The organism is Arthrobacter jinronghuae, assembly GCF_025244825.1.
Taxonomy (GTDB): domain Bacteria; phylum Actinomycetota; class Actinomycetes; order Actinomycetales; family Micrococcaceae; genus Arthrobacter_B; species Arthrobacter_B jinronghuae.
Window position 1 is genome coordinate 2,602,925 of sequence record NZ_CP104263.1, and the last position, 25,698, is coordinate 2,628,622.

Genomic DNA, 25,698 nt, shown 5'->3' on the forward strand with positions numbered 1-25,698 from the left:
TTCACAGCTCCTGTGCGAAACGGCCTTCAAGGCGACGGAAGACGAGTTGGCCGACCAGCAGGACCGCTGCCGAAATAACCAGGGCGATGGGTATCCACAGGGACAACAGGTGAGGCGGGATCGCCTCGGCACCGTCCGTTGTGGGAAGCCAGAAGGCGAAGTGGAACGCTTCCACGCCAACGGTGATCGGGTTCAGCTGGTAGAGGTTGAAAAACGTCTCCCCCAGCTTTTCCCGCACCATGATCCACGAATACAACACCGGCGACGCCCAGGTTGCGATCATCAGCAGCATGTCTACCAGGTTCTCCGCATCACGGAAGTAGACGTTCACCGCACCGAACAACAGCCCCAGCCCCGTGGCCAGCAAAGCCACGATGACGAACCCGGCCACTGCGGACGCCAGCTGCAGCAGCGACGGATTCCATCCGTTGAACAGGCACGCCACGATCAGGATCAGCATCTGGGGTAAAAAGTGCACACCCGAGACCCATACGGAGGCCACCGGAAATAGCTGCCGCGGCAGGTATATCTTTTTGATCAGCCCGCCGTTGCCCACAATGGAGCGCGACGCATTGCCCAGGGCTTCCGTGAAGAAGTTGATGAGGACTATGCCGGAGAAGAGATAGATGGCGTAGTTCGGCAGGCCGCCCGTGTTGCTTGGGCTTTGCTCAAGATTGAGGAAGATGCCGAGCGCGATGTAGAAGACGACGAACTGCACGCCGGGCTTCACATAGGACCAGAGCAGTCCCAGGATGGAGCCGCGGTAACGGACCTTCAGTTCCTTGGAGACGAGCAGCTTGAGCAGGAAGCGGGACCGGAGGATATCCGCCAATCCCGCTCCCCGCCCGGGAGTTTCGAGTGCGCCGGTGGACAAGCTTATTTACTCTCTTCCGAATGCTCGGCAAAGGTTTTCTTCCAGGCTTCGAAGGAAGTGATTTCCGGAAGGGCCTCGCGGTACTGGTCGCTGAGCTTCTGCCAATTCTTCAGGATCTCGGCGTTGAGCCGCACGGCCTCGGCAAGGAGGACCCTCAGCTGCTTCGGATCACGCTTATACCAGGAGGCACCTGTGCCTTCGGCGTTGGACACCACAGCGCTGTCGTACTGGGACATCCGCCACCACTTATTGTCCTGGTGCGCAATGTAGGCCTGCGGGTGCTCCAAGCTGGTTGCCGGAACCTTCTTCGTCAGCTGCTTGACCACCGTCTTGGCGGCCCACGGGATGAGGGACGCATAGGAGGGGGCGGAGAAGCCCTGCCCGTGCCGCGGCGGCTTGTGCATCACGGGGGCGGGGAAGGCCTCCGGATCCGGCTGGAACTGGGAGTCGCTGAAGTTCTTGGTCATGGCGCGGATCTCGGGCAGCTTGGTGGGCAGGATTCCGTGCAGGTGCTCCGGGCCCTTCAAAAGGTCCCGGAGGGCCATGACGCGTCCCTGTGCAGTGAAGTACTGCATGGAGATCAAGTGTTTGAGGTCAATGTAACCGGTCTCCCGGACTACGCGGCCGCCGTGCTCGTAAGGGCTGTGGATCAGGGCAGCGATCATGCGGTTGCGGGTGTGGAAGTACGCCTGCCAGCCGACGAGGTCGTCCTTATCGATCCACGAGACGTGCCAGACGGCGGAACCGGGCATCGAAACCGTGGGGTACCCCGCGCTCTTAGCGCGCAGCCCGTACTCGGCGTCGTCCCACTTGATGAAGACCGGCAGGGAAAGACCGATGTCCCGGATCACCTGGGTCGGGATCAGGCACATCCACCAGCCGTTGTAGTCCACGTCCACGCGGCGGTGCAGCCAGGGGGTGTGCCGCAGGTTCGACCGCACGAAATCATGCCCAAGGGTCATTTGCTCGTGCGGCTGGTCCGGCTGGAACCGGTACGGGTTCACAGTCTCGCCGAAGGTGTGCAGCACGGTGCGGTTGTACAGGTCGAACATGTGGCCGCCCACGATCGTGGGGGTCTTGCACCGGTCCGCGAAGGTTAGAAGGCGGGAGATGCTCTCGGGTTCCATTACGACGTCGTCGTCAAGGAGCAGGACGTAGTCGCTGCCGCTTTCCACGGCCTCGTACATGCCCCGCGCAAAACCGCCGGACCCACCCAGGTTGGCTTGGTTGATGATGCGGAGCTTTCCGCCGAGCATTGCTTCGACTTCGGCGAAGCCTTCAGCCTCGGCAACCTTCTCGGTGCCCTGGTCAACGATCAGGACTTCCTTGACGGACTCCAGAGCCTCGGGATGCTCACCGAGGATGCGGAGGTTGTTGATGCAGAACGAGGTCTTGTTCAAGGTAGTGATTTCGAGCGTCACTGTGCCTGGCTTAACCGGTTCACCCGGCGCCTGCCATTCGGCTTCTTCCAGGATCAGCGGCTCGGAACCGGCGACGAGGTCGAACCAGTACCAGCCGCCGTCGCCGAAGGGCTTCAGGCTCAACTCGAAGGTACTGGTGCTGGGTGCGTCCACCCGCTGCGTCTGTACGTGCTGCAGCGACCCGCGCGCGTTGGATTTGTAGACGCTCACTGCACCCGTACCAGTGGTCCGGACGCTCAGTCGGACGGTTTCCAAGTTGGTCCATCGGCGCCAGTAGCTCGCGGGGAACGCATTGAAGTATGTTCCGAAGGAGACCCGCTCGCCTGGACGGACGGACGTGGCACGGCGTGAGAGGAAGTCTTCAGCATGGGCTTCCTTCCCGGGTGCGGAACTCTGTGCCCCGGCATCGGCCCGGGCATCACCGTTCATGGTAGAGAGCTGCACGCCGATCGCGCTGCCGGTGTCCATGTACAGCGGAATGGTGTCCAGCTGGTCCAGGGAAGGGAGGATGACCCGCTGCAGGGGCGACCAGGTTTCATGCGGTTCTTCGGCATGGGGCGTGCGTTCTACGATTGCGTTGCTCACGCGTCTACTCCTCCGCTTTCCAGCTTTGCGCCGCCTGTGAAGTGCGGCTTGATCTTATTGTCATACATCGACAAGGCGGAGCCGATTGCCATGTGCATGTCCAGGTACTTGTAGGTGCCAAGGCGTCCGCCGAAGAGCACGGATTTTTCGCCCTTGGCCAAGTCGCGGTAAGCCAGTAGTTTGGCTCGGTCCTCAGCTGTGTTCACCGGGTAGTAGGGTTCGTCCCCCTTCTCCGCGAAACGGGAGAACTCACGCATGATCACCGTGGCATCCTTGGTGTAGTCGCGTTCGGGGTGGAAGTGGCGGAACTCGTGGATCCGGGTGAAGGGAACGTCCTCGTCGGGGTAGTTCATTACCGAAGTACCTTGGAAGTCCTCGATCGGAAGTACTTCCTCTTCGAGGTCGATGGTCCGCCAGGACAGGTCACCCTCCGCGTAATCGAAGTAGCGGTCGACAGGTCCGGTGTAGATGACCGGGACCTGGCCCAGGCTGTTGTTGCGGGAAAACTCGTGGCCGTCATCGAAGAAATCAGTCTTCAGGTGCACCTGGATGTTGGGATGGTCTGCCATCCGCTCGATCCAGGCCGTGTAGCCGTCTACCGGCAGGCCCTCGTACTTGTCATTGAAATACCGGTTGTCATAGTTGTAGCGGACGGGCAGGCGGCTAATGATCTCCGCAGGCAGGTTTTTGGGGTCCGTCTGCCACTGCTTGCCGGTGTAGTACTTGATGAAGGCTTCGTAGAGGGGGCGCCCGATGAGCTGGATACCCTTGTCGTTGAGGTTGGCGGGGTCGGTTCCGGCCAATTCGCCGGCCTGCTCCTGAATGAGTGCCTTGGCTTCCGCCGGGCCCATCGAGGACCGGAAGAACTGGTTGATCGTGCCCAGGTTGATGGGCATGGAGTACACCTCGCCCTTGTGGCTGGTGTAGACCTTGTGAACGTAATCAGTGAACTCCGTGAATCGGTTGACGTACTCCCATACCCGTTCATTCGAGGTGTGGAACAGGTGGGCGCCGTAGCGGTGCACTTCAATGCCGGTCTGCGCATCGTTCTCGCTATATGCGTTGCCGCCAATGTGGTGGCGACGATCGATGACTGCGACCTTCAGGCCCAGTTCCTTTGCAGCGCGCTCGGCTACGGTCAGGCCGAAAAAGCCCGCCCCGACGACGACGAGGTCAACGTTCACATTTACTCCTGTATATTTCCGGTACCGCCCAGGCGGGTACGCACCCGACGGTCAAGGTTATCCGAGATTTCGGGAAGGGGCATGCCCGACCGTGCCTGATCACCATCCGACGGCTTTCAGGAATCTCTCGGCGAACTGGGGTGCCATGCTTTCAACGTACGTCCTGGACAGGTGATTATCGTCCAAATACACCCGCACATTACCGATGACTGCGGGGCAGGTCCCGTTGGGACAGACGAGGTCATCAATGTCGATGGTTCCCATTTCCGGGACCACACTGCCGATAGCCTGAATAGAACTGAAGTCCGTATTCCGCACGCTCTCATAGGGCGGATTGCACTCTGCTGAGTCGATGCCGTGGGTTTCCGGGCACTGAGCCATATCAAACGTGTACCGCGGAGTGTCCCGCACACCAACCAGCTTGATCCCCTGCGACACGATGTCCTGTGCCACGGAGCCAAAACCACCCGGGAGGAGTTCATACGGGGGGCCTGCGATGGAGTAAGTGGCCGTAGTCAGGACGGCGTCGGGCTTCAGCTCCGAGATGTACTCCATGGCCTGCTCGTTACGTTCGTTGCATTCCTGGGAATAGGTTTCCCGGGAGGATTCCAGCTGGCAGCCGCCCTTGACCAGGGCAATCAAGGCCCAGTTGCGTTCTGCTGCCAAAGGCGCCAGGCCGGCCACAAGCTGCTGAACGTGGCTGTTGCCCACTGCAACGATCGTCCGTTCCGGATTTTCCTGACTGACAATGCCCGAACAGCCATACCCCTGGAGCATCTCTGCGTCTGTGGCGTATCGACCGGTGCAGCCCTCCTCGAGACTGACATAGTCACCCCCGACTACATCAGCAGTCGGCAGCACCGTTGCGTCCTCATCCCCCAGGTAAAAGAAGCCTGGGTCCAGGGCCGCCGCGCCCGGGTTATTCCGATCCGCACCGGCCAGCAGCCTCTCGCCCTGCACCCGGAGCGCGGTCTGCGCCGAAAAAACGGGAACAGCAACTACCGCGGCGCAGACGGCAATGGCCACAACCCCGTTTAACGTACTGCGCTGCACCCAATCCATGGTCCGCAAGGGACGCTCGACCAACCTCGTCGTCAGGTAGGCGAGCGTAAGCGAGACGATGATGATTGCGGCGCCGGACAACGGGCCTGCGGACGTCCGGTCCCGGAAGATCAGGTAAATGACCAGTACAGGCCAGTGCCAGAGATACAGGGCATAGGACATGTCCCCCATCCGAACCAACGGACCCCACGACAGGAACCGGTCCGCACCGAAACGACTGCCGGTCTGTCCGGCAACAATCACCAGTGCTGCCGCCACCAACGGCCAAAGGGCTACAAAACCCGGGAAGGCACCCTGAACATCGAGGAGGAAGCCGCAGCTAAGGATCGCGGCGAGTCCAAGCCAGCCGGCCGCGATCCGGAGTCCTTTACCCGGTTTCAGGTAGGGAAGGGCCAGCGCAAGCAAGGTGCCGAAGGCGAACTCCCATAGGCGCGTCCGGGTATCGAAGTAGGCGTGTGCCTGGTTCGTGTACGTTTCATGAACCGAGAACGCCAAGGAGACTGCAAAGACCGTTCCGAAGACGTACAGGACAATCCTTCGGAACGGTTTCCGTCCTGCCCTGGCCAGCACGGCAGAAAGCGCAAATAATATCGGCCACAGAATGAAGACCTGCCCTTGGACCGAGAGCGACCAGAAATGCTGGAGCGGACTCGCTCCGCTGTGGTCCGCAGCGTAGTAATCCACCGAGTCCGCCGCCAGTGCCCAGTTTTGGAAGTAAAGCAGGGACGACCAGGACTGGGAAAGGATTTCGGTCCACCGGCTCCGGGGGACGAACAACGCCGTGGCGATGAGGGTTCCCACGAGCACGACCGAGACGGCGGGCAGCAGTCTTTTGAAGACGTGGATCCAGTACTGCCCCAATCTCAGGGGCCGCCCATCTTCCACCTTCCGGATGAAGGACAGTGAAAGCAGGAAGGCAGAAATCAGAAGGAAGACGTCAACACCACCGGAGACCCTGTCGAACCAGATGTGATAGCTGGCCACCATGAGCACTGCAACCGCCCGAAGACCCTGTACCTCGGGTCGATAGCCGGCTTTCGCTGCCTTGCCCGTTGCGGAACGCAGCTCCTCGCTTCTCTGGGGAGCAGAAAACTGATTAGTCACGCGTGCCTTTCTGGACAAAAATTCCCTTGTATTCTACGGGCGGCAGCATGACCTTCCCTCCACAGGCACAGGGGCAGGGCGGACTATAGGCACCCTGCGCCCCGCAGCGGCAGGACCGCGCACAGCCTGCATAGGCTGATCGCTTCAACGCGGAACCGAACGTGCTTGAAGGAAATTTGGAGGGATAGTGCTGCTTCACGTGACCCTTGCCGCGGCACCCGGCCGGCACCTTCCCGATACGCCGGAGCACAGCAACAATCGCCCCCTGGTGATAAAACTCACAGATAATCCGACCGGACGCGGCGTCGCCGCCCTGCTCAAGGAGCGTTACGGACAGGGCCTCTACACGGTCCACGGAACCAGGGTGGAGGATCTGACCCCTGGCACTGCCCCGTTGGTCGACGGGGCAGTGATTCTGTCTTCCCCCACCTCGGCGCAAGGACCTCCCGTCGGTGCGTCCGGCGTTGGTGCCGCCACGCTGCTTCTAGCGGTCTGCACGGGGCCGGACGCCGGAAACATCATCTGCCTGCAGCGGGGTACCTACACCATCGGCCGTCTGGCTGCAGAGGCGGCCGGATACGGCCCCAGGATCGGCATCGCAGACCCGGCCCTCTCCCGGCACCACGCGCAGCTTGTGGTCGGGGCGGAGTCCGTGACCATCCGGGATTCGGGATCGGCCAACGGCACGTGGGTTGATGGCCGCCGCATCCGCACGGCCGCCGTGGATACCGGATCAATCATCCGGCTCGGCTACAGCAGCTGCCGTCTGTGTATTCCCGGTGCCCACCGGGAAGACGAGGCCACGGCGGATAACCCCTTCGAGCCGCTGACGGTCCGGTTCGCGGAACAGGGGCAAAAGACCGGACTTCTCCTGACCGGAGCTCTGCTCCCTCTGATCCTCGGAATAGTGCTGGCGCTGGCCACGGGAATGTGGATGTTCCTGGCCTTCAGTGCGGTTTCCGCGGTCACTGCCTTGATCGCGGCCGGCGGATCCCGGCGCCGGCACCGGGAACACGCCGCCGGCGTGGCCGAGGCAGCACGGGAGGACGGCAGGCGCCGCCGGCTGGCTGCACCGGATCCCGGAGCAACTGCCCTGGCCGCGGAACTGGGCCATCTGCCCGGCGGCATCACGGGTGCCCCCGGCGTTTACCCGGTCCGGATCGGAGCCGGGGACCAGCCCGCAAACGTGGCAGCGGTACCCGCACCACCGCGTTTCTCCCCTCCCCAGATCCCGGAAGCACCGGTCATCCTTGCCCTGGGAAAGGACCGGGACATCTGCCTGGAAGGCTCCCCTCAGGACACTGCTGCCGTGGGTAGAACAATTCTCCTGCAGGCAGCCGCAGGGTCCGGGCTGCACATCCTGTGCCTCGGAACAGCGTCCGAACTTGAGCTGGACGCCAGGTTCCTGCCCGGCGTCCGGCTGGCAGCACTGCCCGCTGCTTCCTCCTCGACCGTTGCTGCCGCTGCCGTCCGGCTGCGTGCCCTCCTTGCCGACCTCCCGGCGGAAGCCGCAGAAGGACCCCCCGCCTTGATGCTGTTCATCCACCGCTCCTGGGCGGAGTACGCCGGTCAGTTGCTTCAAGGCCTGCCCGAGTCCCAGCGGGCACATACGAGCATCGTCAGAAGCGGAGGCCCGCCCGCGCCGGTGACCGTGTCACTCCTGGCCGGCCGCGGAACCCTCGTGTCCGGCACCCACACCTTGAGTTTTGTCCCGGACCTGGTCCAGCGTCGAACCTTCGAGCGGCTCAGCCGGGCGCTCGCGGCGCGCCCGCGTCCGGTACCGCACCCCGCCCAGGTCGACGGACCCGGAAAGCTTCCACCCGCAGCGGCTTTCGAAGAGTTCCACGCACCGTCGGAGGAAATGCTTCTGAACGGATGGCTGCACGGGTCCCGGGGCGCCGTCGTCGGGGTGGCGGCGTCAGGTCCGGTAACCCTGGATCTGGACAAGGACGGTCCCCATTTCCTGGTGGCAGGCACTACCGGATCGGGCAAGTCCGAATTCCTGCGCACTTTCGTGGGCTCCCTGGCTGCTTCGCTTCCGCCCACTTCCTTCACCGTCCTGCTCATCGACTTCAAGGGTGGGTCCGGACTCGGCCCCCTCGCGGCGCTGCCGCATTCAGTGGGGCTCCTGACCGATTTTTCCGCCGCAAACGTGGCCCGGGCACTCGTCTCCCTGCGGGCTGAGGTCCGCCGCCGGGAGGCACTCCTGGCCGGCTCGGGAGCGGACAACCTGTCCGCCTACAATTCGGCGCGTTCCCGGAAGGGTGGACTCCCCCGGTTGCTGGTAGTGGTCGACGAGTTCCGAATGCTTGCCGATGAGGTGCCCACTGCGCTGCCCGAGCTGCTTCGGATCGCGGCCATCGGGCGCTCCCTCGGACTGCATCTCCTTTTGGCAACCCAACGGCCGCAGGGAGCCATCACCACCGACATAAGGGCGAACCTGTCCACGAGCATTGCCCTGCGTGTCCAGTCCGCTGCAGAGTCCCGCGACGTCATCAATACCGATTCCGCAGCAGCCATCCCTCCGGACCTTCCGGGACGGGCATTCCTGAGCCGGGGCGGCCGCCCGCCGAACGCATTCCAAAGCCTTTCGACCTCCCTGTGCGGCGGCACCGGCGAAAGCCTGCTGATGGAGCTGCATGAATACCTCGCATCCGCCGGAAGCGGGTCCGCAACGGAGGCCACCGGGGATCCGGACGCCCTGAAGCGGATGGTTTCGGCTATCCGGGCGGCCGCGGACAGCGGGAAGTATCCGGCTCCCTTCAGCCCCGTGCAGCCCCCACTCCCCTCGGCCCTGACCACGGACCTCCTCACCCGCAGCATTGCGGACAGGCCCGAACCCCTGCCTCAGGGGCTCGTACTCGGCCTGCTGGACGAACCTGAAAAACAGCGCCGTCGGCTCCTGGACTGGCACCCCGGCAGGGACTCACATTTGGCGCTGCTCGGTGCCGCCAGGTCGGGGGCGCCGGATTCCCTCGGCCTCGTCGCTGCGAAGCACCTCACCGAACTGCCCGGAAGGCATATATACGTTTTGGACGCGGACGGCAGTCTTGCCTGGCTCGCCGCAGTAGATCAAACCGGTGCCTATGTCGTCCCCCAGGACATCCGGCGTGCTGAAAGGGTACTTGCCTACCTCGCCGCCGAACTCCTGCAGCGCCTGACGCCCACAGTATCGCCGACAGCGCCCCGGGCAACCGGGGTGACCGGCGGGACCACCCCGGGAATGACGCTCATCATCACCGGTTGGGCCCGTTGGTGCGCTTCCTTCCGCTCCGGCCGCGGGATGTCCGGCGAAGATGACCTGGCCGACCTCATCCGGGACGGGGAACGCGCCGACATCTGCGTAGTCCTCGCAGGCGACCGGGAAGTCCTCAATGCCCGTTTCTTTCCACTTGTCCCCAACCGCATGTTCTTCCCGGCGGACGCGAGTGCCGAGACACTGCTGGCCTGGCCCCGGCTTCCACCCATGGATCGGGTAAGGCAGCGGGCGCTGGTACAGGGAAGATGCGGAACCGCCGAAGGCCTGTCAGCGCAGCTGCTCGTTCCGGAGGTACCGCTTCATCCGGAGCAGTGGCTCCCGCTGCCGCCCGGCATTGAGCGGCCCCACCGCATCGAAAGCCTGCCCGCGTTTGTTCTGCCGGAGGCTCTGGGCCCGCCTGCGTCGGCTGACTGGCTGCCCGTGGGGGTATCCGGAGACGAGTTGGAGACCGCCGCAGTTCGGATACCGTCCGGCTCGGTGTACCTCGTCGCGGGTCCGCGCGGCTCGGGCCGGAGTTCTTTCCTACGCCAGCTTCAACGGTCTGCGGACCCCGCACTGGAATGCCGGCTCGTGTCGGGGCCCGAGGAGATGGATCGGGCCGCCGCCATACTGGATCAGCCGGGAAACGAGCTGAGCCGCTTCCTGGTCCTGGTTGACGACGCAGATTTCCTCCCGGCGTCCTTTCACCAAAAACTGGCGGAGTTGCAGAACCGTGGCGCCCGGCTCGTCCTGGTGGCTGCGCCCGGGCATCAACTGACAATGCGCGTCCCGCTGGCCCTGCAGATCCGTTCAGCTCCGCGCGGAGCACTGCTTCGACCCGAAGCCCCGTCAGATGGAGACATCTTTGGAATTCGGATTGAGCCGGGCACCCGCCGTCCGCCCGGGAGATGCTACCTGGTTGCGGGAACGGAGGTATTGGAGGCACAGGCCGCATACGCACCGGCCGGTTGAGGCTTCTCAGGCAGGCGGTGCGGTTAGCCTTCCCACTCCTGGGAGCACGCCGCTGCCCGCGTCCGGGCGACAGTACCTAAAACGTTTTGCCGCCGTCCGTGAGCCTGCTGGTGTGCTCCAGGACCGGCTTCGTGAACAGGAGCAGGAGAACCGCTGAAGCGGGCAGCAGCAATCCGAGGCCGGCCAGGACCAGGCCCGCCTGCAGGGTCGGAACGGCCAGGATCACCACGAAGAGCTGCCAGACCAGGGCTGCCGAGCGGGTCCAACGGTAACCGCGGAAAAAGAAGTGCCCCACTGCCAGCAGCCACACAGCGAGGGCCACGGCGAAGATCAGCGTGAACACGGCACCGCCCATGGACAGCGGCGTGGAAGTCACCAATTGGTAGCCGTACCATGCCGCAAAGCCAAGCAGGCAAAGGGCTTCGAGGACGAGTACGGCGGCGATGGCAAGCACAGCGGGGGCACGGTGCACCGACGGGGGTTTTTGGGGTGTTGACACACTGGCAGAATACCGGACATAGTCTCCTCCGGAGCCACGAAGGAGCTCGGCGGTCTGGCCGACAGCTCTTCACAGCGCCCGCCGAAGGGGCCGGTTCGGCCGGTCCTTTAGTCCCGGTGACCACCGTTCAGACACCGGGGGTAAGACGCAACAATGTCCAGTTGCGTTGCTTCCGGAACTGGAACCGATAACAATTCCCGGTTCACTGCCCACAGGTAATGTGATGCATCCCTCAGGCCTGCGGCCATATTTTCCGCTTGTTACCCCTTGTTTGCTTAGGCCTGACGTGCCACGCTAGAACAAGGGAAATCAGGGGCCGAAACCGGCCCCTTTAGTTTGTAGTTGCTCGTGAATGTTTTCACAAACACGTAGGAGTCAACTTTTCAGAGGAGATAGTGATCAACATGGATTGGCGGAGCCGCGCAGCTTGCCTGGATAAAGATCCGGAGCTTTTCTTTCCCGTGGGCAATACCGGCCCGGCTCTTCTTCAGATTGAAGAAGCCAAGAGTGTCTGTCGCCGCTGCCCGGTGATTGACACCTGCCTGCAGTGGGCAATCGAGACCGGCCAGGACGCCGGCGTATGGGGCGGTATGAGCGAAGACGAACGCCGCGCGTTGAAGCGTCGCGCAGCCCGCGCCCGCCGCGCCTCCTAAGCAGGACTTCCCCGGCGGAAATGATGCCGGTGCTACAAAGGGCCGCTGCCATTGGCAGCGGCCCTTTGTTGTACCGGGAGTATTAGATCAGGTACGCCGGTACTCGGTATCCAGGCCCATCTCGATCCGGACTTCCGTGCCTCCGCTTTCCCCTGCGGACCACTCGATGGTGCCGTCCAGTTCGCTTTGGACCAGGGTCCGGACAATCTGCAGTCCCAGCCCCTCCCGCCGCGGTCCGGGCGGCAGGCCCACGCCGTCGTCGGTCACCGTCACGGTGAGCCGTTCCTCGCGGCCGGCTTCGCCGTGCCGCTGCGCAGCCAGCCCGACGGTGCCGCGACGGCCTGCCAGCCCGTGTTCGACGGCGTTGGTCACGAGTTCGTTGATGACCAGGGCCAGCGGAGTGGCCAGGTCGCTCGGGAGCTCGCCGAAGGATCCTTCGCGGCGGGTCCGCACCTCCTGCGTGGGTGAGGCGACTTCGGCGGACAGCCGGAACTGGCGGTCGATCAGCTCATCAAAGTCCACATTCTGTGTCAGGCCCTGGGACAGGGTCTCGTGCACCAGGGCGATGGTGGACACGCGGCGCATGGCCTGGGCAAGGCCCAGCTTCCCTTCATCGCTCTCCATCCGCCGTGACTGCATCCGCAGCAACGCCGCAACGGTCTGGAGGTTGTTCTTCACCCGGTGGTGGATTTCGCGGATGGTGGCGTCCTTCGACACCAGTTCCATCTCCCGGCGGCGCAGTTCGGAGACATCGCGGCACAGCACCAGGGCACCGAAACGTTCCTTTTCGTCCCGCAGCGGGATGGCGCGCAGGGAGAGGCTGACGCCGCGGGACTCGATTTCGGTCCGCCACGGCATCCGCCCGGTGACCACCAGAGGCAGCGTTTCATCAACCATCCGGCGGTCCTTAAGCAGCGCCGTGGTGATCTCCGCGAGGGAACGCCCCTCGAGCGTTTCCATGTCGCCAAGCCGACGGAAGGCGGAGACTCCGTTAGGACTGGCGTACTGCACAATCCCTTCGGCATCGAGCCGGATCAACCCGTCACCCACGCGGGGAGCACCCCGGCGCGACCCGGTGGGCGTGGCGAAGTCGGGCCAGAGGCCCAGCGTTCCCATTCGCAGCAGGTCGTAGGCACATTGCCGGTAGGTCAGTTCCAGGCGTGAGGGCATCCGCGAGCTGGACAGGTCCATGTGCGAGGTCACCACGGCCAGGGTACGGCCGTTGCGGACGAACGGAATCGCCTCGACCCGCATGGCCGTTTCAGCGGTCCAACTGGTTTCGCTGGACCGCTCAATGTGCTGGCTTCGCCAGGCAGCGTCTACCAGCGGGTGCAGGTCCGCGCGGATGCGTTCGCCGACAAAGTCGCTGTGGAACACCGTATGCGACGTCGACGGGCGGGCATGAGCCAGCGCCACGTAGCCGCCGTCGGGCACGGGGAACCACAGGGCCAGGTCGGCGAACGCGAGATCGGCAACAAGCTGCCAGTCCCCCACCAGCAGGTGCAGCCATTCGGCATCGCCGGGGCCGAAGTCCGCATGGTCCTTGATCGGATCGGTAAAGATTGCCACTGGTACCCCGGACTAGCGGCGGACGATGGAACGAAGCAGGCGAAGGGCGACTGAAAGCGATGCCATGTCGTCCTCCTCCAGGCGGTTCACTTCGCTGAACATCTTGGAGGCGCGCTGCAGGTGGTCGGCGTTCTCCTGCTCCCACGCCTGCAGGCGTTCCGACGGATCCGCACCGGACCGGTCGGGGGTAGCTTCCAGCACGGCCATCGTCATATCCGCCACAGTGGAGTACAGGTCATCGCGCAGGGCTGCGCGGGCAAGCGACTGCCACCTGTCCTCACGGGGCAGCTTCGTGATCCGGTTCAGCAGGTCGTCAATCCCGTACTGGTCGTAAACGGCGTAATACACGGCAGCGACTTCGTCAGCCGGAACTCCGGTTGCCTTGCTGGACCGGGCAACGTCGAGCAGGCCGAACGACTCGAACTGGTCAGCCCAGTACGTCCCCAGTTCCTTCGGGATATCCAGCTCACGGGCCTTCTGCAGCATGGCTTCCACCCGCTCCGCATCGGAGCCGCGCAGGAAACGCGTCAGGTCCGAGAGCAACGGCTGGACGACGGGCCGGAACGCCTCGATATCCTCGGCGATTGTTGTTCCCCGGCCCACGTGGTTGAGGAACCAGCGCACCGCGCGGTCCAGGAGCCGCCGCAGGTCCAGATGCATCATGGACCAGGTCTCCGTCGGGAAGCCGGCGGGAAGGGCGCCGAGTTCCGCCAGGACCTTGTCCATTCCGTAGATCTCCCGCAGCGCGGTGAAGGCGCGGGCCGCCTCCGCTTCGGTCGCTGAGGTTTCCTCGATCACCCGGAAGGCAAAAGTGATGCCGCCGATGTTGATCATGTCGTTGGCGACCACGGTGGAGATGATTTCCCGGCGCAGCGGATGGGTGTCCAGCTGGTCCCCGAAACGCTCGACGATCTGCTTCGGGAAATACCGGCGCAGGGTGCCGGCAAAGTAGGGGTCGTCGGCCAGGTTCGAGCGCGTAAGCGCCTTCGTGAGCTCGATCTTTGCGTACGCCGCAAGCACGGCCAGTTCGGGCGACGTCAGGCCGCCTTCACCCGCGGCAATGCGCGCGTGCAATTCCTCGTTGCCGGGCAGCGCCTCCAGCTCACGGTCAAGGTCCGCATGTTCCTCGAGCCAGTCCATCAGGCGCTCGTAACTCGGGCTGGCTTCCACGACCCGCTGCCGGTCGTTGAGCAGCAGCATGTTCTGGTCGATGTTGTCCTGCAGGACCAGGTGCCCGACTTCGTCCGTCATCGAGTGAAGGAACTCCGCACGTTCCTGCGGATCCAACCGGCCGGCCGCGACCATCCGGTCCACGAAGATCTTGATGTTCACTTCGTGGTCGGAGCAGTCCACGCCTGCGGAGTTGTCGATCGCGTCGGTGTTGAGGATGACTCCGGCGCGGGCCGCTTCGATCCGTCCGCGCTGCGTCATTCCAAGGTTTCCGCCTTCGCCGACAACCTTTACCCGAAGGTCACGGCCGTCCACGCGGATGGCGTCATTGGCTTTGTCTCCGACGTCGGCGGAGGTCTCGGCCGAGGACTTCACATAGGTGCCGATACCGCCGTTGTAGAGCAGGTCCACCGGTGCCGTGAGGATGGCTTTCAACAGCTCGGGCGGGCTCATTTTGGTTGCCGTGTCGGGCAGGCCCAGAACGTTGCGAACTTCCGACGAGAGCGGAATGCTCTTGGACTGGCGCGGGAAAATGCCGCCGCCGGCGCTGATCAAGGACTCGTCATAGTCCGCCCAGGACGAGCGCGGAAGCTCGAAAAGGCGCCGCCGTTCGGCATGGGACCGGGCGGCGTCGGGGTTCGGGTCGAGGAAGATGTGCCGGTGGTCGAAGGCCGCCACCAGCTTGATGTGTTCGGACAAAAGCATGCCGTTGCCGAACACGTCGCCGCTCATGTCGCCGACACCCACCACGGTGAAGTCCTGGCTCTGGGTATCGATACCGAGTTCGCTGAAGTGCCGCTTGACCGATTCCCACGCGCCGCGGGCGGTGATGCCCATGGCCTTGTGGTCGTAGCCCACGGATCCGCCCGAGGCGAAGGCGTCGCCAAGCCAGAAGCCGTAGTCGGCGGAAATGGAGTTGGCGATGTCGGAGAACGACGCCGTGCCCTTGTCCGCGGCCACCACGAGGTAGCTGTCGTCACCGTCGTGGCGGACCACGCGCTCCGGCGGCACTACTTCCTCGCCGGACTCCTTGACCACGAGGTTGTCGGTCAGGTCCAGCATGCCCCGGATGAAGGTGCGGTAGCTGTTCTTGCCCTCTTCCATCCAGGCACCGCGGTCCACGGCGGGATCGGGGAGCTTCTTGGCGTAGAAACCGCCCTTGGCGCCGGTGGGAACGATCACTGCGTTCTTGACCGTCTGGGCCTTGACCAGACCCAGGACTTCGGTGCGGAAGTCCTCGCGCCGGTCAGACCAGCGCAGCCCGCCGCGGGCTACCTCGCCGAAGCGCAGGTGCACGCCTTCCACGCGCGGCGAGTAGACCCAGATTTCGTACTTCGGGCGGGGGAACGGAGCACCGTCAATGGCGCCGGTGTTCAGCTTGAAACTGACGTACGGCTTGTCCTGATAGAAATTGGTGCGCAGCGTGGCATTGATCAGGGTGGCGAAGGTGCGCAGTACGCGGTCGGCGTCGAGCGTCGGCACCTGCTCGAGGCCGGTCTCCAGTGCGGCACCGGCCTGCTCGACGGCGGCCCGCCGCTCGTCCTCTGTCAGGTCCGGATCAAAGCGTCCTTCGAAGAGTGCGATCAGTGCACGGGCGACGTCCGGGTTGGCCAGCAGTGTTCCTGCCACGAAACCGTAGGAGTTCGCGGTGCCGACCTGGCGCATGTACTTTGCGTACGCCCGAAGGACGACTACCTGGCGCCAGCGCAGTCCCTGCCGCAGGATCAGGCGGTCGAAAGCGTCGGATTCCGCAGTCCCGGACAAACCGGCACGGAAGGCTTCGGCCAGCAGGGAACCGGTCTCCATCGGATCGATGCCGGCGGGGTACACGAGGCCCAGGTCGTAAAGGTAGAAGGTCGTGCCGTCGCCGCGCTGGATCTCGAAGGGCCGTTCGTCGAGCACTTCCAGCCCGAGGTTGTGCAGGAACGGCAGGATCTGGGTCAGCGATTTCGGCTCGGTCAGGTAGAGCTTCAACCGGGCGTCCTCGGGACCCTCGCCGTCGGTGCTGGACGGGATGTAGACGAACAGCTCAGGAGCGGTTTCCGGGCGGGCGAGCCTCGCTTCGAAGCGGGCAATGTCCTCCAGGGCATCTTCGACTTCGTAGGCGACCCGGTAGGTGGCCGGGAAGGCGTCAGCCCAGAGCGCGGAGAGCTTTTCTGCCTCCTGGCGGGAGAACTGGGTGCGGACCACCTCTTCGATGCCCTCGCTCCATGAGCGGGTCGCCTGCACGAGGCGTGCCTCAAGTTCAGCGGCATCAACGTCGGTGATTTCCTGGCCGCGGGGAAGGCGGATCCGGAAGAAGAGGCGGGCGAGGGCGGATTCCGTCATCCGTGCTTCGAAGTCAATGGAGTCTGCGTTGAAGGTGGAGCGCAGTTCGTCCTGGATGCGCAGCCGGACCGGCGTTGTGTAGCGGTCGCGTGGCAGGAAGACGATGGCGGACATGAACCGGCCGTAGATGTCCGGCCGGAGGAACAACCGGGTGCGCCGCCGCTCCTGCAGGCGAAGGATGGCCAGGGATGTATCCAGCAGCGTGGAGGGGTCGATCTGGAAGAGTTCGTCGCGCGGGTAGGTTTCCAGGATGGAGAGCAGGTCCTTGCCTGAATGCGAATCGGCCGGGAAACCGCAGGACCGCATCACATCGCGGACCTTGTCCCGGACAATCGGGATGCTGCGCACGGAGCCGGTATAGGCGCCGGTGGCGAAGAGCCCGATGAAACGGCGTTCACCGTTGACGTTGCCGTGCTCGTCGAATCGCTTGACGCCGAGGTAATCGAGGTAGGCAGGCCGGTGCACCGTGGAGCGCGAGTTGGCTTTGGTAATGACCAGGGCGCGCTTTTCCCGTGCCTTTGCGCGGCCTGCGCCGGTCAGGCGCTGGACCCGCCGGGTAGAGTGCAGGCGCAGCAACCCGAGTCCGCTGTCTTCAGTGGGACGGAGGGCATCTTCGCCGTCTTCGGTGATGAGGTCGTATTCCCGGTAGCCCAGGAAGGTGAAGTTACCGTTGTCCAGCCACGTCAGCAGTTCACGTGCCTGCTGCAGGTCCGGGATGTCCCGGGCACCGGGCACCGTTTCGAGGGAACGGGCAATCTCGTGCACCTTCGAGCGCATGGCCGGCCAGTCCGTTACCGCAATCCGCACGTCGCCCAGCACCTTCTGCAGGCCTTCGACCAGTTCGGAGCGCTTGTCCTCGTCGGTGATGCGGGCAACGTCGATGGCTATCCAGGATTCCACCTTGGTGGTGCCGCCGTCCCCGCCCAGCAGGTCGGCCAGGTTCGGCAGGGCGGCAGTGTCGCCGCTCGAGACGCCGGCAGCAGCGGGAACCCGCTGCACCTGCTGCAACTCACCCGTCCGGGGATCGCGGGTGGCCAGGAAAATGGGGTGCACTACCAGCCGGATGGCGGCGTTGCGGCGCACCACCTCTGCCGTAACGGAGTCGACCAGGAAGGGCATGTCATCCGTGACGATGAGGATGACGCTGGTGTCGCCTTGATCCACCAGGTCGACGACGGCGGTTCCTTCGGCGCGGGTCAGCCCCAGTTCCATGTGCTTTTGCGCCCGCTCCCTCAGAACCGACGGCGCGTAGGCCTGCGCATCTTCACGCGCCAGATGCTCGTAGTAGTTCCCGATGAATTCATCCAGGGAAGTGTCCGAACTGAAAAGATCCGCGATGCGGGATCCTGACGACATGTAATACGCCTCCGATAGTACTTACGTCCGGCTGCCCCGTTGCAGCCTCTTCTTATCGAGCCTAGCCGCGAATGCGCCAAAGGTCACTTTGCCCCCGTCCTGCGTGCGCCGCGGCGGCGTCGGGGAACCTGCACGCCTGCCAGCTCCGCTATGGCCGCGCGGAGGACCGACGCCGGCGCGGTCTCCAGCAGTGCGGTCCCGGAGAGCAGGGAGGCATCGGCGGCGTCGTAGTCAGCCGGAAGGAAGGCGGCGATTTCCCCTCCCGGTCCAAACCTTTCCCAGGCTCCGCGCAGCTGGCTTTCGGGCTGCCGTCCCACCGATGAGGCCCGGACCTTGTTCAACACGACCCGCGGCTCGGCGGCAGGGACCGCGGCCGCGAGATCCGACAGGGCCCGGACCAGGCGGGGAATTCCCACGGAGTCGGCGGCACCCACGGCATAGACAGTGTCTGCGGCATCGAGTACCAGCAGGGTGGAGGCGTTGCGGCGCGGGGCTATGGTGTCGAAGCTCAGTTCCTCATCTGTCTCCAGCGAGAATCCGCAGTCCACGACGGTCAGGTCGGCAACCCGGCGTGCCGCATTGAGGACACCCGCGAGCGCTGCGGGGCGCAGTTCCACCCAGCGGTCGGAGCGGGTGATGCCGGTAAGCACCGCCAGCCGCTGCCCCCGCAGGGAAACGCTGACCGAAATCCTGCGCAGGGCGGCGTCGTCGAGCAGCCCTTGATCGGCAAGGCGGCAGGCCTGCGCGACTCCGGCGGATTCGTCGAGGAGGCCGAGGCTGACCGCCACGCTGGAGCCATAGGTATCCGCGTCGATAAGGAGCACCTCCCCGCCCGCAGCGGCCGCTTCGGCCGCCAGGTTGACGGCCAGGGTGGTCCTGCCGGGAGCGCCTGCCGGGCCCCAGACAGCGATGACAGTGCCCCGGCGACCGTCCGGTTCCGCGGCGTCTGCCGGCGCCGGTCCCGTGCTCCCGGCACCAAACGCTGCGGCAGGGTCGGCAAGCGCGTTGCTGCCTGCCGCAGCCGCGCCTTCCACTCCCTGGTCCAATGCCCGTACGGCAGTGGCAATCAATTCGGCGAGCGCGCCCGGGTCGACTCCGCTGGGGGCATTGACTATCCGCATGGCGTCCAGGCGAGCTTGAAGAACAGGATCGTCGGTGAGCGCCACGAGGGCCACGCCGGCAGCCGCCAGCCGTTCCGCCAGTGCCGCGGTAAGCTCCCCGGCTTCGTCGGCGACGACGGCGGCACGCACGATCCCGCTCTGCGACACAGCCACGAGTTCCGTCAGTTCCGTGCACCGCCGGACCACCGTGACAGGTCCCCGGAGGCGTTCCAGCCCGTCGAGGACACCGGCGGTAGCGGCCCCCACCGTAGCGACCGGGATATTCACGAGCCTGATGCGGGGTTGTGGACCACGGTGATCTTGGCCTGGTTCGACAACGCACTCAGCAGCAGCGGGAGGTCCGGATCCTCAACCAGGACCAGGAGCTCCGTGCTGCGGTTCGCGCCCAGGGCGGACTCGGTGACGGCCAGCTCCGATATTTCGGCGGCTTCGATCAGCTGTTTCGGCTCGTCGAACCCGTTGCGGGCATTGGGCATGGCCGCCCAGATGTCCACGCGTGATCCTGCCTCGGTGCTGGCAGGAAGCGGGTCCTCGACCCGCAGGCCGACGGGCTTGCGGTCCAGCGCGTCCCGCTCGACCAGTGCGGACCGGGCCACCAGTTCCCCCTCGCGAAGCGCTGCACCCGCTACGGCGTTCTCCGGCAGGCCCGCGGCAACGGGAAGGTAAAGCTCTTCGGCGTTACCCAGCCGGACCGGTACCGCAACCAGGTCTTCGGTGCCGATAGGCGTCCCCGGAGGAATATCGTGCTTCACGGCATAGACCTCAGTTGTCCGGTCGGCGCTGTCCACCAGCGTCACGACGCCGGCGATGGACCCGAGCACCAGCAGGATCCCCAGCAGGAGCCTCGGGTCCCGCCATGACGGCTTGCGCAGCCGTGCCGCCGCCGGCTCCGCCCCCTGTGTGCGGTGGTCAGTCAGACTCATGCTCCCCCGTTTCCCGCTGCATTCCCTGCTTTCCCCCTTGGCTTTCCCCCATGGCTTTCCGCATGGCTTTCATCATGGCTTTCCCCCGTGCCCCATGCCGGGGCCTCATTCGGCTCATTGTGGGGGAAGCGCAGCGGGAAAGAAACGGTGGTTTTCAGGAAAGTCGAATCTGTGGATAACCCATCAGCGGCATCCTGCTGGTGCCACACTGGTGCTGCTGGTATACAACGGGTGCAAGCCGCAGTGGTGCGGTGCGAAAGGTGAGTGCCGTGGGCGATAAGAGATTCCTGACGCTGGCAGATGTCGCCGAGGTGCTGAACATATCCTCCTCGCAGACTTATGCCCTGGTCCGCAGCGGAGAACTTCCCGCCATTCAGATCGGCGGCAGGGGCCAGTGGCGGGTCGAATCGCAGCAGCTCGAAGACTATATTTCCCGGGCCTACCGGAAGTCCGCGGCGGCAGTCCGGCAGGGCATCCCGGTGGAGGAAAACGCGGGGAGCTGAACAGGCGCAGCTGGTTTCCCCGTCTCCGGTTCAGCTGCATCGCCTTGGGCGGCCGGCGCCGAGGCCCGGTCAGGCCCATCCGTTGTGCTGTTGTGACAGCACAGCTGCGACCGTGGCAGTGGGCAGGACATAGACGCCCGTGACGTTTGCGCTGCGCCGCGGCTGGTCAGACGGGACGACCGCCAGTTCCAGGAAGTCGCTGCCCACCCTGTCGATTGTCCCGTGCAGGGCGCCGTCAGCCGGTGCCCCGGCCGAACGGACGACGACGGCACTGCGGTCCCGGGCAATGCTGCGCAGTGCGGATGTCACCCCCAGCCGGACCTTCCCCGTCGTCGGACTCGCGAACCGGTCCATGCCCCTGACGGCAACCACCTGGGACAACACCGCCAAAGCTGCACCGCGTTCCTGCTCCAGCGACACCCATCCTTCCCCCACATGCCTCAGGGTCCCCCGCAGCATCCCTGCTGTTCCGAGATCGAAGACCAGTTGCTTCCCGCTTTGGCTGCGCAGCCTGTCCTGCAAACTGATTTCGCGCAGTTCCATCCGCACACGGTCTGAAATCTCGGTTTCGGCGGCCAGCCCGGCAGCAGCGGCAAGCTGTGCCTCCATGTCCCTGAACAGGGCGTCCCATCGCATCGCCCAAGGCTAGCGTCCACGAAGCCTGTCAACCACTCTGGACACCGGTCGAACCGAAGTGTAGACACGGGCATCACACAGGCCAGACAGCACCAAAAAACCTTTGGAGCTATCAAAGCGTGCTAACCAAAGCGAAACGAACCAAATAAGCCTAAACGGCTGGATTCCCCAAGCACTCGGCTCTCCTCTCCAGATCGGAGAACGCAATGACCGGATCCACCTCCCGCCCCGGGCCGGCTGCGGATGCCCTTGCAACCGCAGCGGTAGCAGCCCTTGGCCTGCTGCTTTTGTGGTGCGGAACCCGAATGCTGCCGGACGCTGCCGCAGCAGGCTCGGTCTTGTTCTCCCCGGATCCGCTCTCCGAAGCTCCGCTTTCCCGGGCCGCGCTGACGCAGCTGGCCGGGTTCTGCGCCGCCGCCGCGGGCCTGCTGCTCACGCTCTGGTGGGTGCTGGGGTTTATCTGTGCCCTGGCCGGGTGTCTCCTGCACCGCTTCGGCTTCCGGACGGCCGGCATACGGACCCTCTCCCTGGCCCCGGGACCTGCGCGCCGGCTGGCATCAGCTGCTCTGGGGATCTCGCTGGCCGCCGGCACGCTGGGCGCGGCGCCCGGGGCAGTCACAACCGTGGCAGCGGCACCCGGGGAACCTGCACCGGCGTTCACCCCCGCGGGCGTCCCGGCTGGACCGGATGCCGCGCAGACCACTCCTCCGGCGCCGGGGTCCGCTGATCCTGCCGTTTCTCCGCTTTGGCGTCCTTCTCCCCCGCAGCCTGCGGCCGGCGGCCTACTCACGGGTGTACCCCGACCGGACGGGCGCGAAGTAGTGGTTGCAGCCGGAGACACCCTGTGGTCCCTGGCCGCTTCGCAACTGGGACCGCAGGCCACGGACGCAGAGACTGCCGCCCTCTGGCCCCGCTGGTACGAACTGAATCGGGAGGTTATTGGTCCGGATCCCGGCCTGATCCATCCTGGCCAGGTTCTGGCCGTCCCCCCTCCTTGAGCCTCTCCCCGCTGTCCCCCAGCCTGTCCGCCAGCCTTGTCCCGCCAGCCGACGGTTCTCCCCTGCACCGGCCCGCCGCCGGAACCACCAACCGCACCGCCCCGCGCTAGGAAAGGACGCACCATGACCAGCGTGATATTCCTTCCCGCTCCCGATGCCCCGGCCGGACCGGCACAACGGGGCCAAACGGGCCCTGACGGCGATGCGGGTCCCATCGCTGTCTACCTGGCCCCGTCACAGGAGCTGCTTCCGGCTCCGGTTCCGGCCAAGCCGCGCGAACGTTACGGTGTCCGCGGGGAAACGGGCCCGCTGGCCCGTCCCGCCGCCGGAGCAGTCAACTGGACATCGAACCCCGCCGACGATGCGCGGGTGAAAGCCATCTGCCAATCCGTGGCACTTGCCGCGCTGGAAGTCCTCGGCGGTGTCCGCCCGCTGCAGCAGATGGCCCGCTGGCTCGATCCCGAAAACTACGAACGGCTGCAGCTGCGCACCAACCTCGTCCGCGGGCTGCAGCGCAACCCCCAGGGGCGGTCCAGGACGGCGCCCGATCCGCAGCTGCTGCACCGCAGCATACGCATCCGTTCCTGCCGCCTCTGCCCGGTGTCGGAAGGAATCTACGAGGCCACGGTCGTGGCACTGGAACACGAAAGAGCCCGCGCCGTCGCGCTGAGGGTTCAGCTGCGGCGCGGGCTCTGGAAGGTCACTGCCCTGGAGATCGGATAACCGGCCCCGGTAAAGCGGGTTTACTTACGGCGCTTGGCCTTCTTCGCGGCGGGCTTGCTGCCGGCCGCCGGCGCGGTCTGGGTGTCCTGCTTGTCCCGGGACGTCCGTTCCACCCTGGTCTCCACCCCGCCCTGGCTGTTCGGAGCGGTGAACTGCAGGCTTGCCGGCTGCTGCGGAGCTTCGAGTCCCGCCGCCTTGATGACAGGGGTACCGACGACGCCGCGGGCGTCCTTGACTCCCTGCAACGCGTTCGCTGCCGGGGCAGCGGGTTCGCTGACCTGCACGTCCGCGTTGAAGAGGTAGCCAACGCTTTCCTCGCGGATGGCCTCCATCATGGTCTGGAACATCACGAATCCTTCACGCTGGTATTCCACCAGCGGATCGCGCTGGGCCATGGCCCGCAGCCCGATGCCCTCCTTGAGGTAATCCATCTCGTAGAGGTGCTCCTGCCACTTGCGGCCGATGACGGAGAGCACCACGCGGCGCTCCAGTTCACGCATGGTCGCCGAGCCCAGGGAATCCTCGCGTGCCTGGTAGGCAAGTTTCGCGTCGGAAAGGATCTCGCTGTGCAGGAAGTCGCGGGACAGCCGGGACCGGCCCCCGGCTTCTTCAACCACTTCGTCGATGGTCAGGCTGATCGGGTAGAGCGTCTTGAGGTTGGTCCACAGCTGCTCGAGGTCCCAGTCATCTCCGTGACCCTCGGCAGTTGCCTCGTTGACCATCGCCGTAACGACGTCCTCCAGGAAGAAGCTGATCTTCTCCTGCAGGTCGTCGCCTTCCAGGATCCGACGCCGGTCGCCGTAGATCGCTTCACGCTGGCGGTTCAGGACGTCGTCGTACTTCAGGACGTTCTTGCGCTGTTCGGCGTTGCGGCCCTCGACCTGTCCCTGCGCGTTCTGGATCGCCTTGGAGACCAGCTTGGACTCCAGCGCCACGTCGTCGGGCATGGACGAGCTGTTCATGATCCGTTCGGCAGCACCGGAGTTGAACAGCCGCATCAGGTCGTCGGTGAGCGAGAGGTAGAACCGGGATTCGCCCGGATCGCCCTGGCGTCCGGACCGTCCGCGGAGCTGGTTGTCGATGCGCCGGGACTCATGGCGTTCGGTGCCGAGGACGTAAAGCCCTCCGAGTTCGACTACTTCCTGCTGCTCGGCGGCAACGGCGGTCCGTGCCTTCTCCAGCGCATCCGGCCAGGCGGCCTCGTAGTCCTCGGGGTTTTCGTTCGGGTCCAGTCCGCGCCGTTCCAGTTCTGCAATCGCATTGAACTCGGCGTTGCCGCCCAGCATAATGTCGGTGCCGCGGCCGGCCATGTTGGTGGCCACCGTGACGGCTCCCTTGCGGCCGGCCTGGGCGACGATGGCGGCTTCACGTGCATGGTTCTTCGCGTTCAGCACTTCGTGCCGGATGCCTGCCTTGGCCAGCTGCTTGGAAAGGTACTCGCTCTTCTCCACGCTGGTGGTGCCGACCAGCACGGGCTGGCCGGACGCGTGGCGCTCGGCAATGTCCTTCACGACGGCGTCGAACTTTGCCACTTCGTTCTTGTAGATCAGGTCCGCCTGGTCGATGCGGGCCATGGGCTTGTTCGTGGGAATGGGCACCACGCCAAGCTTGTACGTGCTCATGAACTCGGCGGCTTCGGTTTCGGCCGTACCGGTCATGCCGGCGAGCTTTTCGTAGAGGCGGAAGTAGTTCTGCAGGGTGACCGTGGCCAGGGTCTGGTTCTCGGCCTTGATTACCACCCCTTCCTTCGCCTCGATTGCCTGGTGCATGCCTTCGTTGTACCGGCGTCCGGCCAGGATGCGGCCGGTGTGCTCGTCGACGATCATGACTTCGCCGTTGAGGACCACGTAGTCCTTGTCCCGCTTGAAGAGTTCCTTGGCCTTGATGGCGTTGTTCAGGAAGCCGATCAGCGGCGTGTTTGCTGCTTCGTACAGGTTGGAGATACCGAGGTAGTCCTCGACCTTCTCGATGCCCGGCTCAAGGATGCCGACGGTGCGCTTCTTCTCGTCCACTTCATAGTCGGTGTCCAGCTTCAGCCGCTGGACGACCTTGGAGAACTCGGTGTACCACCGGTTCACGTCGCCGCTGGCCGCACCGGAAATGATCAGCGGGGTACGGGCTTCGTCGATCAGGATGGAGTCAACTTCGTCGACAATGGCAAAGTGGTGGCCGCGCTGGACCAGCTCGGCGGCACTCCAGGCCATGTTGTCGCGCAGGTAGTCGAACCCGAACTCGTTGTTGGTTCCGTAAGTGATGTCGGCGGCATACTGTTCGCGCCGGGTCGCGGGGTCCTGGTTGGAGAGGATGCAGCCGCTGGTCATGCCGAGGAAGCGGAAAACACGCCCCATCAGGTCCGACTGGTACTCCGCCAGGTAGTCATTCACCGTAACGATATGGACGCCGCGTCCGGTCAGCGCATTCAGGTAGGCCGGGGCCGTTGCCACCAGGGTCTTGCCTTCACCGGTTTTCATTTCGGCAATGTTGCCCAGGTGCAGGGCAGCGCCGCCCATCAGCTGGACGTCGAAGTGCCGCATGCCGAGCGTCCGCCCGGCAGCCTCACGGACAGCGGCAAACGCTTCGGGAAGGAGATCGTCGAGGGACTCACCGCCGTTGTAGCGCTCCTTGAGGCGATCCGTTTCACCCCTGAGCTCGGCATCGGTCATGCCCTTGAACTCATCCTCGAGCACGTTGATCGCGTCGGCGTAGTTACGCAGTGTCTTCAGCGTCTTCTTGTCGCCGGTACGAAGAACTCGTTCGAGTAGTGATGCCACTGATTTGC

At 64.7% G+C, this 25,698-nt stretch carries 16 protein-coding genes; 5 read left to right on the top strand and 11 right to left on the bottom strand.

Translation table 11 applies throughout. The annotated features are described in order from the left end of the window. Window position 1: 1 nt before the first annotated feature. From N2K98_RS12205 to N2K98_RS12220, 4 genes are all read right to left on the bottom strand, one after another. Window positions 2-880, bottom strand: coding sequence for an ABC transporter permease (locus N2K98_RS12205; protein WP_255865166.1), 879 nt, complete (start codon window positions 878-880; stop codon window positions 2-4). Beyond that, on the bottom strand, window positions 877-2,763 hold the full coding sequence (locus N2K98_RS12210) for a glycosyltransferase (RefSeq protein WP_255797220.1): 1,887 nt from the start codon (window positions 2,761-2,763) through the stop codon (window positions 877-879). Before N2K98_RS12210 ends, N2K98_RS12205 begins: the two co-directional genes overlap by 4 nt. Before the next feature lie 113 nt (window positions 2,764-2,876). After that, window positions 2,877-4,064, bottom strand: coding sequence for a UDP-galactopyranose mutase (gene glf, locus N2K98_RS12215; RefSeq protein WP_255797181.1), 1,188 nt, complete (start codon window positions 4,062-4,064; stop codon window positions 2,877-2,879). 99 nt (window positions 4,065-4,163) lie between these two features. After that, window positions 4,164-6,230 carry an acyltransferase family protein gene (locus tag N2K98_RS12220; RefSeq protein WP_255865144.1) on the bottom strand — a complete coding sequence of 689 codons (2,067 nt, stop codon included), beginning with the start codon at window positions 6,228-6,230 and terminating at the stop codon, window positions 4,164-4,166. Between the two features lie 187 nt (window positions 6,231-6,417). Between N2K98_RS12220 and N2K98_RS12225 the strand changes: the two genes are divergently transcribed. Then, a complete protein-coding gene (locus N2K98_RS12225; RefSeq protein WP_255865143.1) occupies window positions 6,418-10,440 on the top strand; it encodes an FtsK/SpoIIIE domain-containing protein in 4,023 nt (1,340 codons plus the stop codon). Between the two features lie 76 nt (window positions 10,441-10,516). Here N2K98_RS12225 and N2K98_RS12230 read toward each other — a convergent pair whose 3' ends face one another. Then, the gene (locus N2K98_RS12230) at window positions 10,517-10,939 is read right to left on the bottom strand and encodes a hypothetical protein (protein WP_255797178.1); all 423 of its coding nucleotides are present in this window, start codon (window positions 10,937-10,939) and stop codon (window positions 10,517-10,519) included. A gap of 404 nt (window positions 10,940-11,343) precedes the next feature. Here N2K98_RS12230 and N2K98_RS12235 point away from each other — a divergent pair, with 404 nt between their 5' ends. Further along, window positions 11,344-11,592: a WhiB family transcriptional regulator gene (locus N2K98_RS12235; RefSeq protein ID WP_055239553.1), complete on the top strand. Its 249-nt coding sequence runs from the start codon at window positions 11,344-11,346 to the stop codon at window positions 11,590-11,592. A gap of 87 nt (window positions 11,593-11,679) precedes the next feature. On the opposite strand, the gene N2K98_RS12240 is transcribed toward N2K98_RS12235, so the two are convergent. The 4 genes from N2K98_RS12240 to N2K98_RS12255 form a co-directional block, all read right to left on the bottom strand. Beyond that, window positions 11,680-13,161 carry a sensor histidine kinase gene (locus N2K98_RS12240; RefSeq protein ID WP_229949673.1) on the bottom strand — a complete coding sequence of 494 codons (1,482 nt, stop codon included), beginning with the start codon at window positions 13,159-13,161 and terminating at the stop codon, window positions 11,680-11,682. A gap of 12 nt (window positions 13,162-13,173) precedes the next feature. Beyond that, window positions 13,174-18,015 carry an NAD-glutamate dehydrogenase gene (locus N2K98_RS12245; protein WP_255865142.1) on the bottom strand — a complete coding sequence of 1,614 codons (4,842 nt, stop codon included), beginning with the start codon at window positions 18,013-18,015 and terminating at the stop codon, window positions 13,174-13,176. 83 nt (window positions 18,016-18,098) lie between these two features. After that, window positions 18,099-19,403, bottom strand: coding sequence for an AAA family ATPase (locus N2K98_RS12250; RefSeq protein ID WP_255865141.1), 1,305 nt, complete (start codon window positions 19,401-19,403; stop codon window positions 18,099-18,101). Next, a complete protein-coding gene (locus N2K98_RS12255; protein WP_255865140.1) occupies window positions 19,400-20,059 on the bottom strand; it encodes an SAF domain-containing protein in 660 nt (219 codons plus the stop codon). The genes N2K98_RS12250 and N2K98_RS12255 overlap by 4 nt, the downstream gene beginning before the upstream one ends. A gap of 269 nt (window positions 20,060-20,328) precedes the next feature. Here N2K98_RS12255 and N2K98_RS12260 point away from each other — a divergent pair, with 269 nt between their 5' ends. Further along, window positions 20,329-20,562: a helix-turn-helix domain-containing protein gene (locus N2K98_RS12260; protein ID WP_227918361.1), complete on the top strand. Its 234-nt coding sequence runs from the start codon at window positions 20,329-20,331 to the stop codon at window positions 20,560-20,562. A 69-nt stretch (window positions 20,563-20,631) separates the two neighbouring features. Here N2K98_RS12260 and N2K98_RS12265 read toward each other — a convergent pair whose 3' ends face one another. Next, window positions 20,632-21,198 carry a hypothetical protein gene (locus tag N2K98_RS12265; protein WP_255865139.1) on the bottom strand — a complete coding sequence of 189 codons (567 nt, stop codon included), beginning with the start codon at window positions 21,196-21,198 and terminating at the stop codon, window positions 20,632-20,634. 206 nt (window positions 21,199-21,404) lie between these two features. Between N2K98_RS12265 and N2K98_RS12270 the strand changes: the two genes are divergently transcribed. Together N2K98_RS12270 and N2K98_RS12275 are read left to right on the top strand one after the other, a co-directional pair. Beyond that, on the top strand, window positions 21,405-22,196 hold the full coding sequence (locus N2K98_RS12270; protein WP_255865138.1) for a LysM peptidoglycan-binding domain-containing protein: 792 nt from the start codon (window positions 21,405-21,407) through the stop codon (window positions 22,194-22,196). Between the two features lie 123 nt (window positions 22,197-22,319). Beyond that, window positions 22,320-22,919, top strand: a complete 600-nt coding sequence (locus N2K98_RS12275) for an Rv3235 family protein (protein WP_255797172.1) — start codon at window positions 22,320-22,322, stop codon at window positions 22,917-22,919. A gap of 20 nt (window positions 22,920-22,939) precedes the next feature. Here N2K98_RS12275 and secA read toward each other — a convergent pair whose 3' ends face one another. Continuing rightward, complete coding sequence (gene secA, locus N2K98_RS12280; RefSeq protein ID WP_255865137.1) at window positions 22,940-25,690, bottom strand: preprotein translocase subunit SecA; 2,751 nt, start codon at window positions 25,688-25,690, stop codon at window positions 22,940-22,942. Window positions 25,691-25,698: the final 8 nt, after the last annotated feature.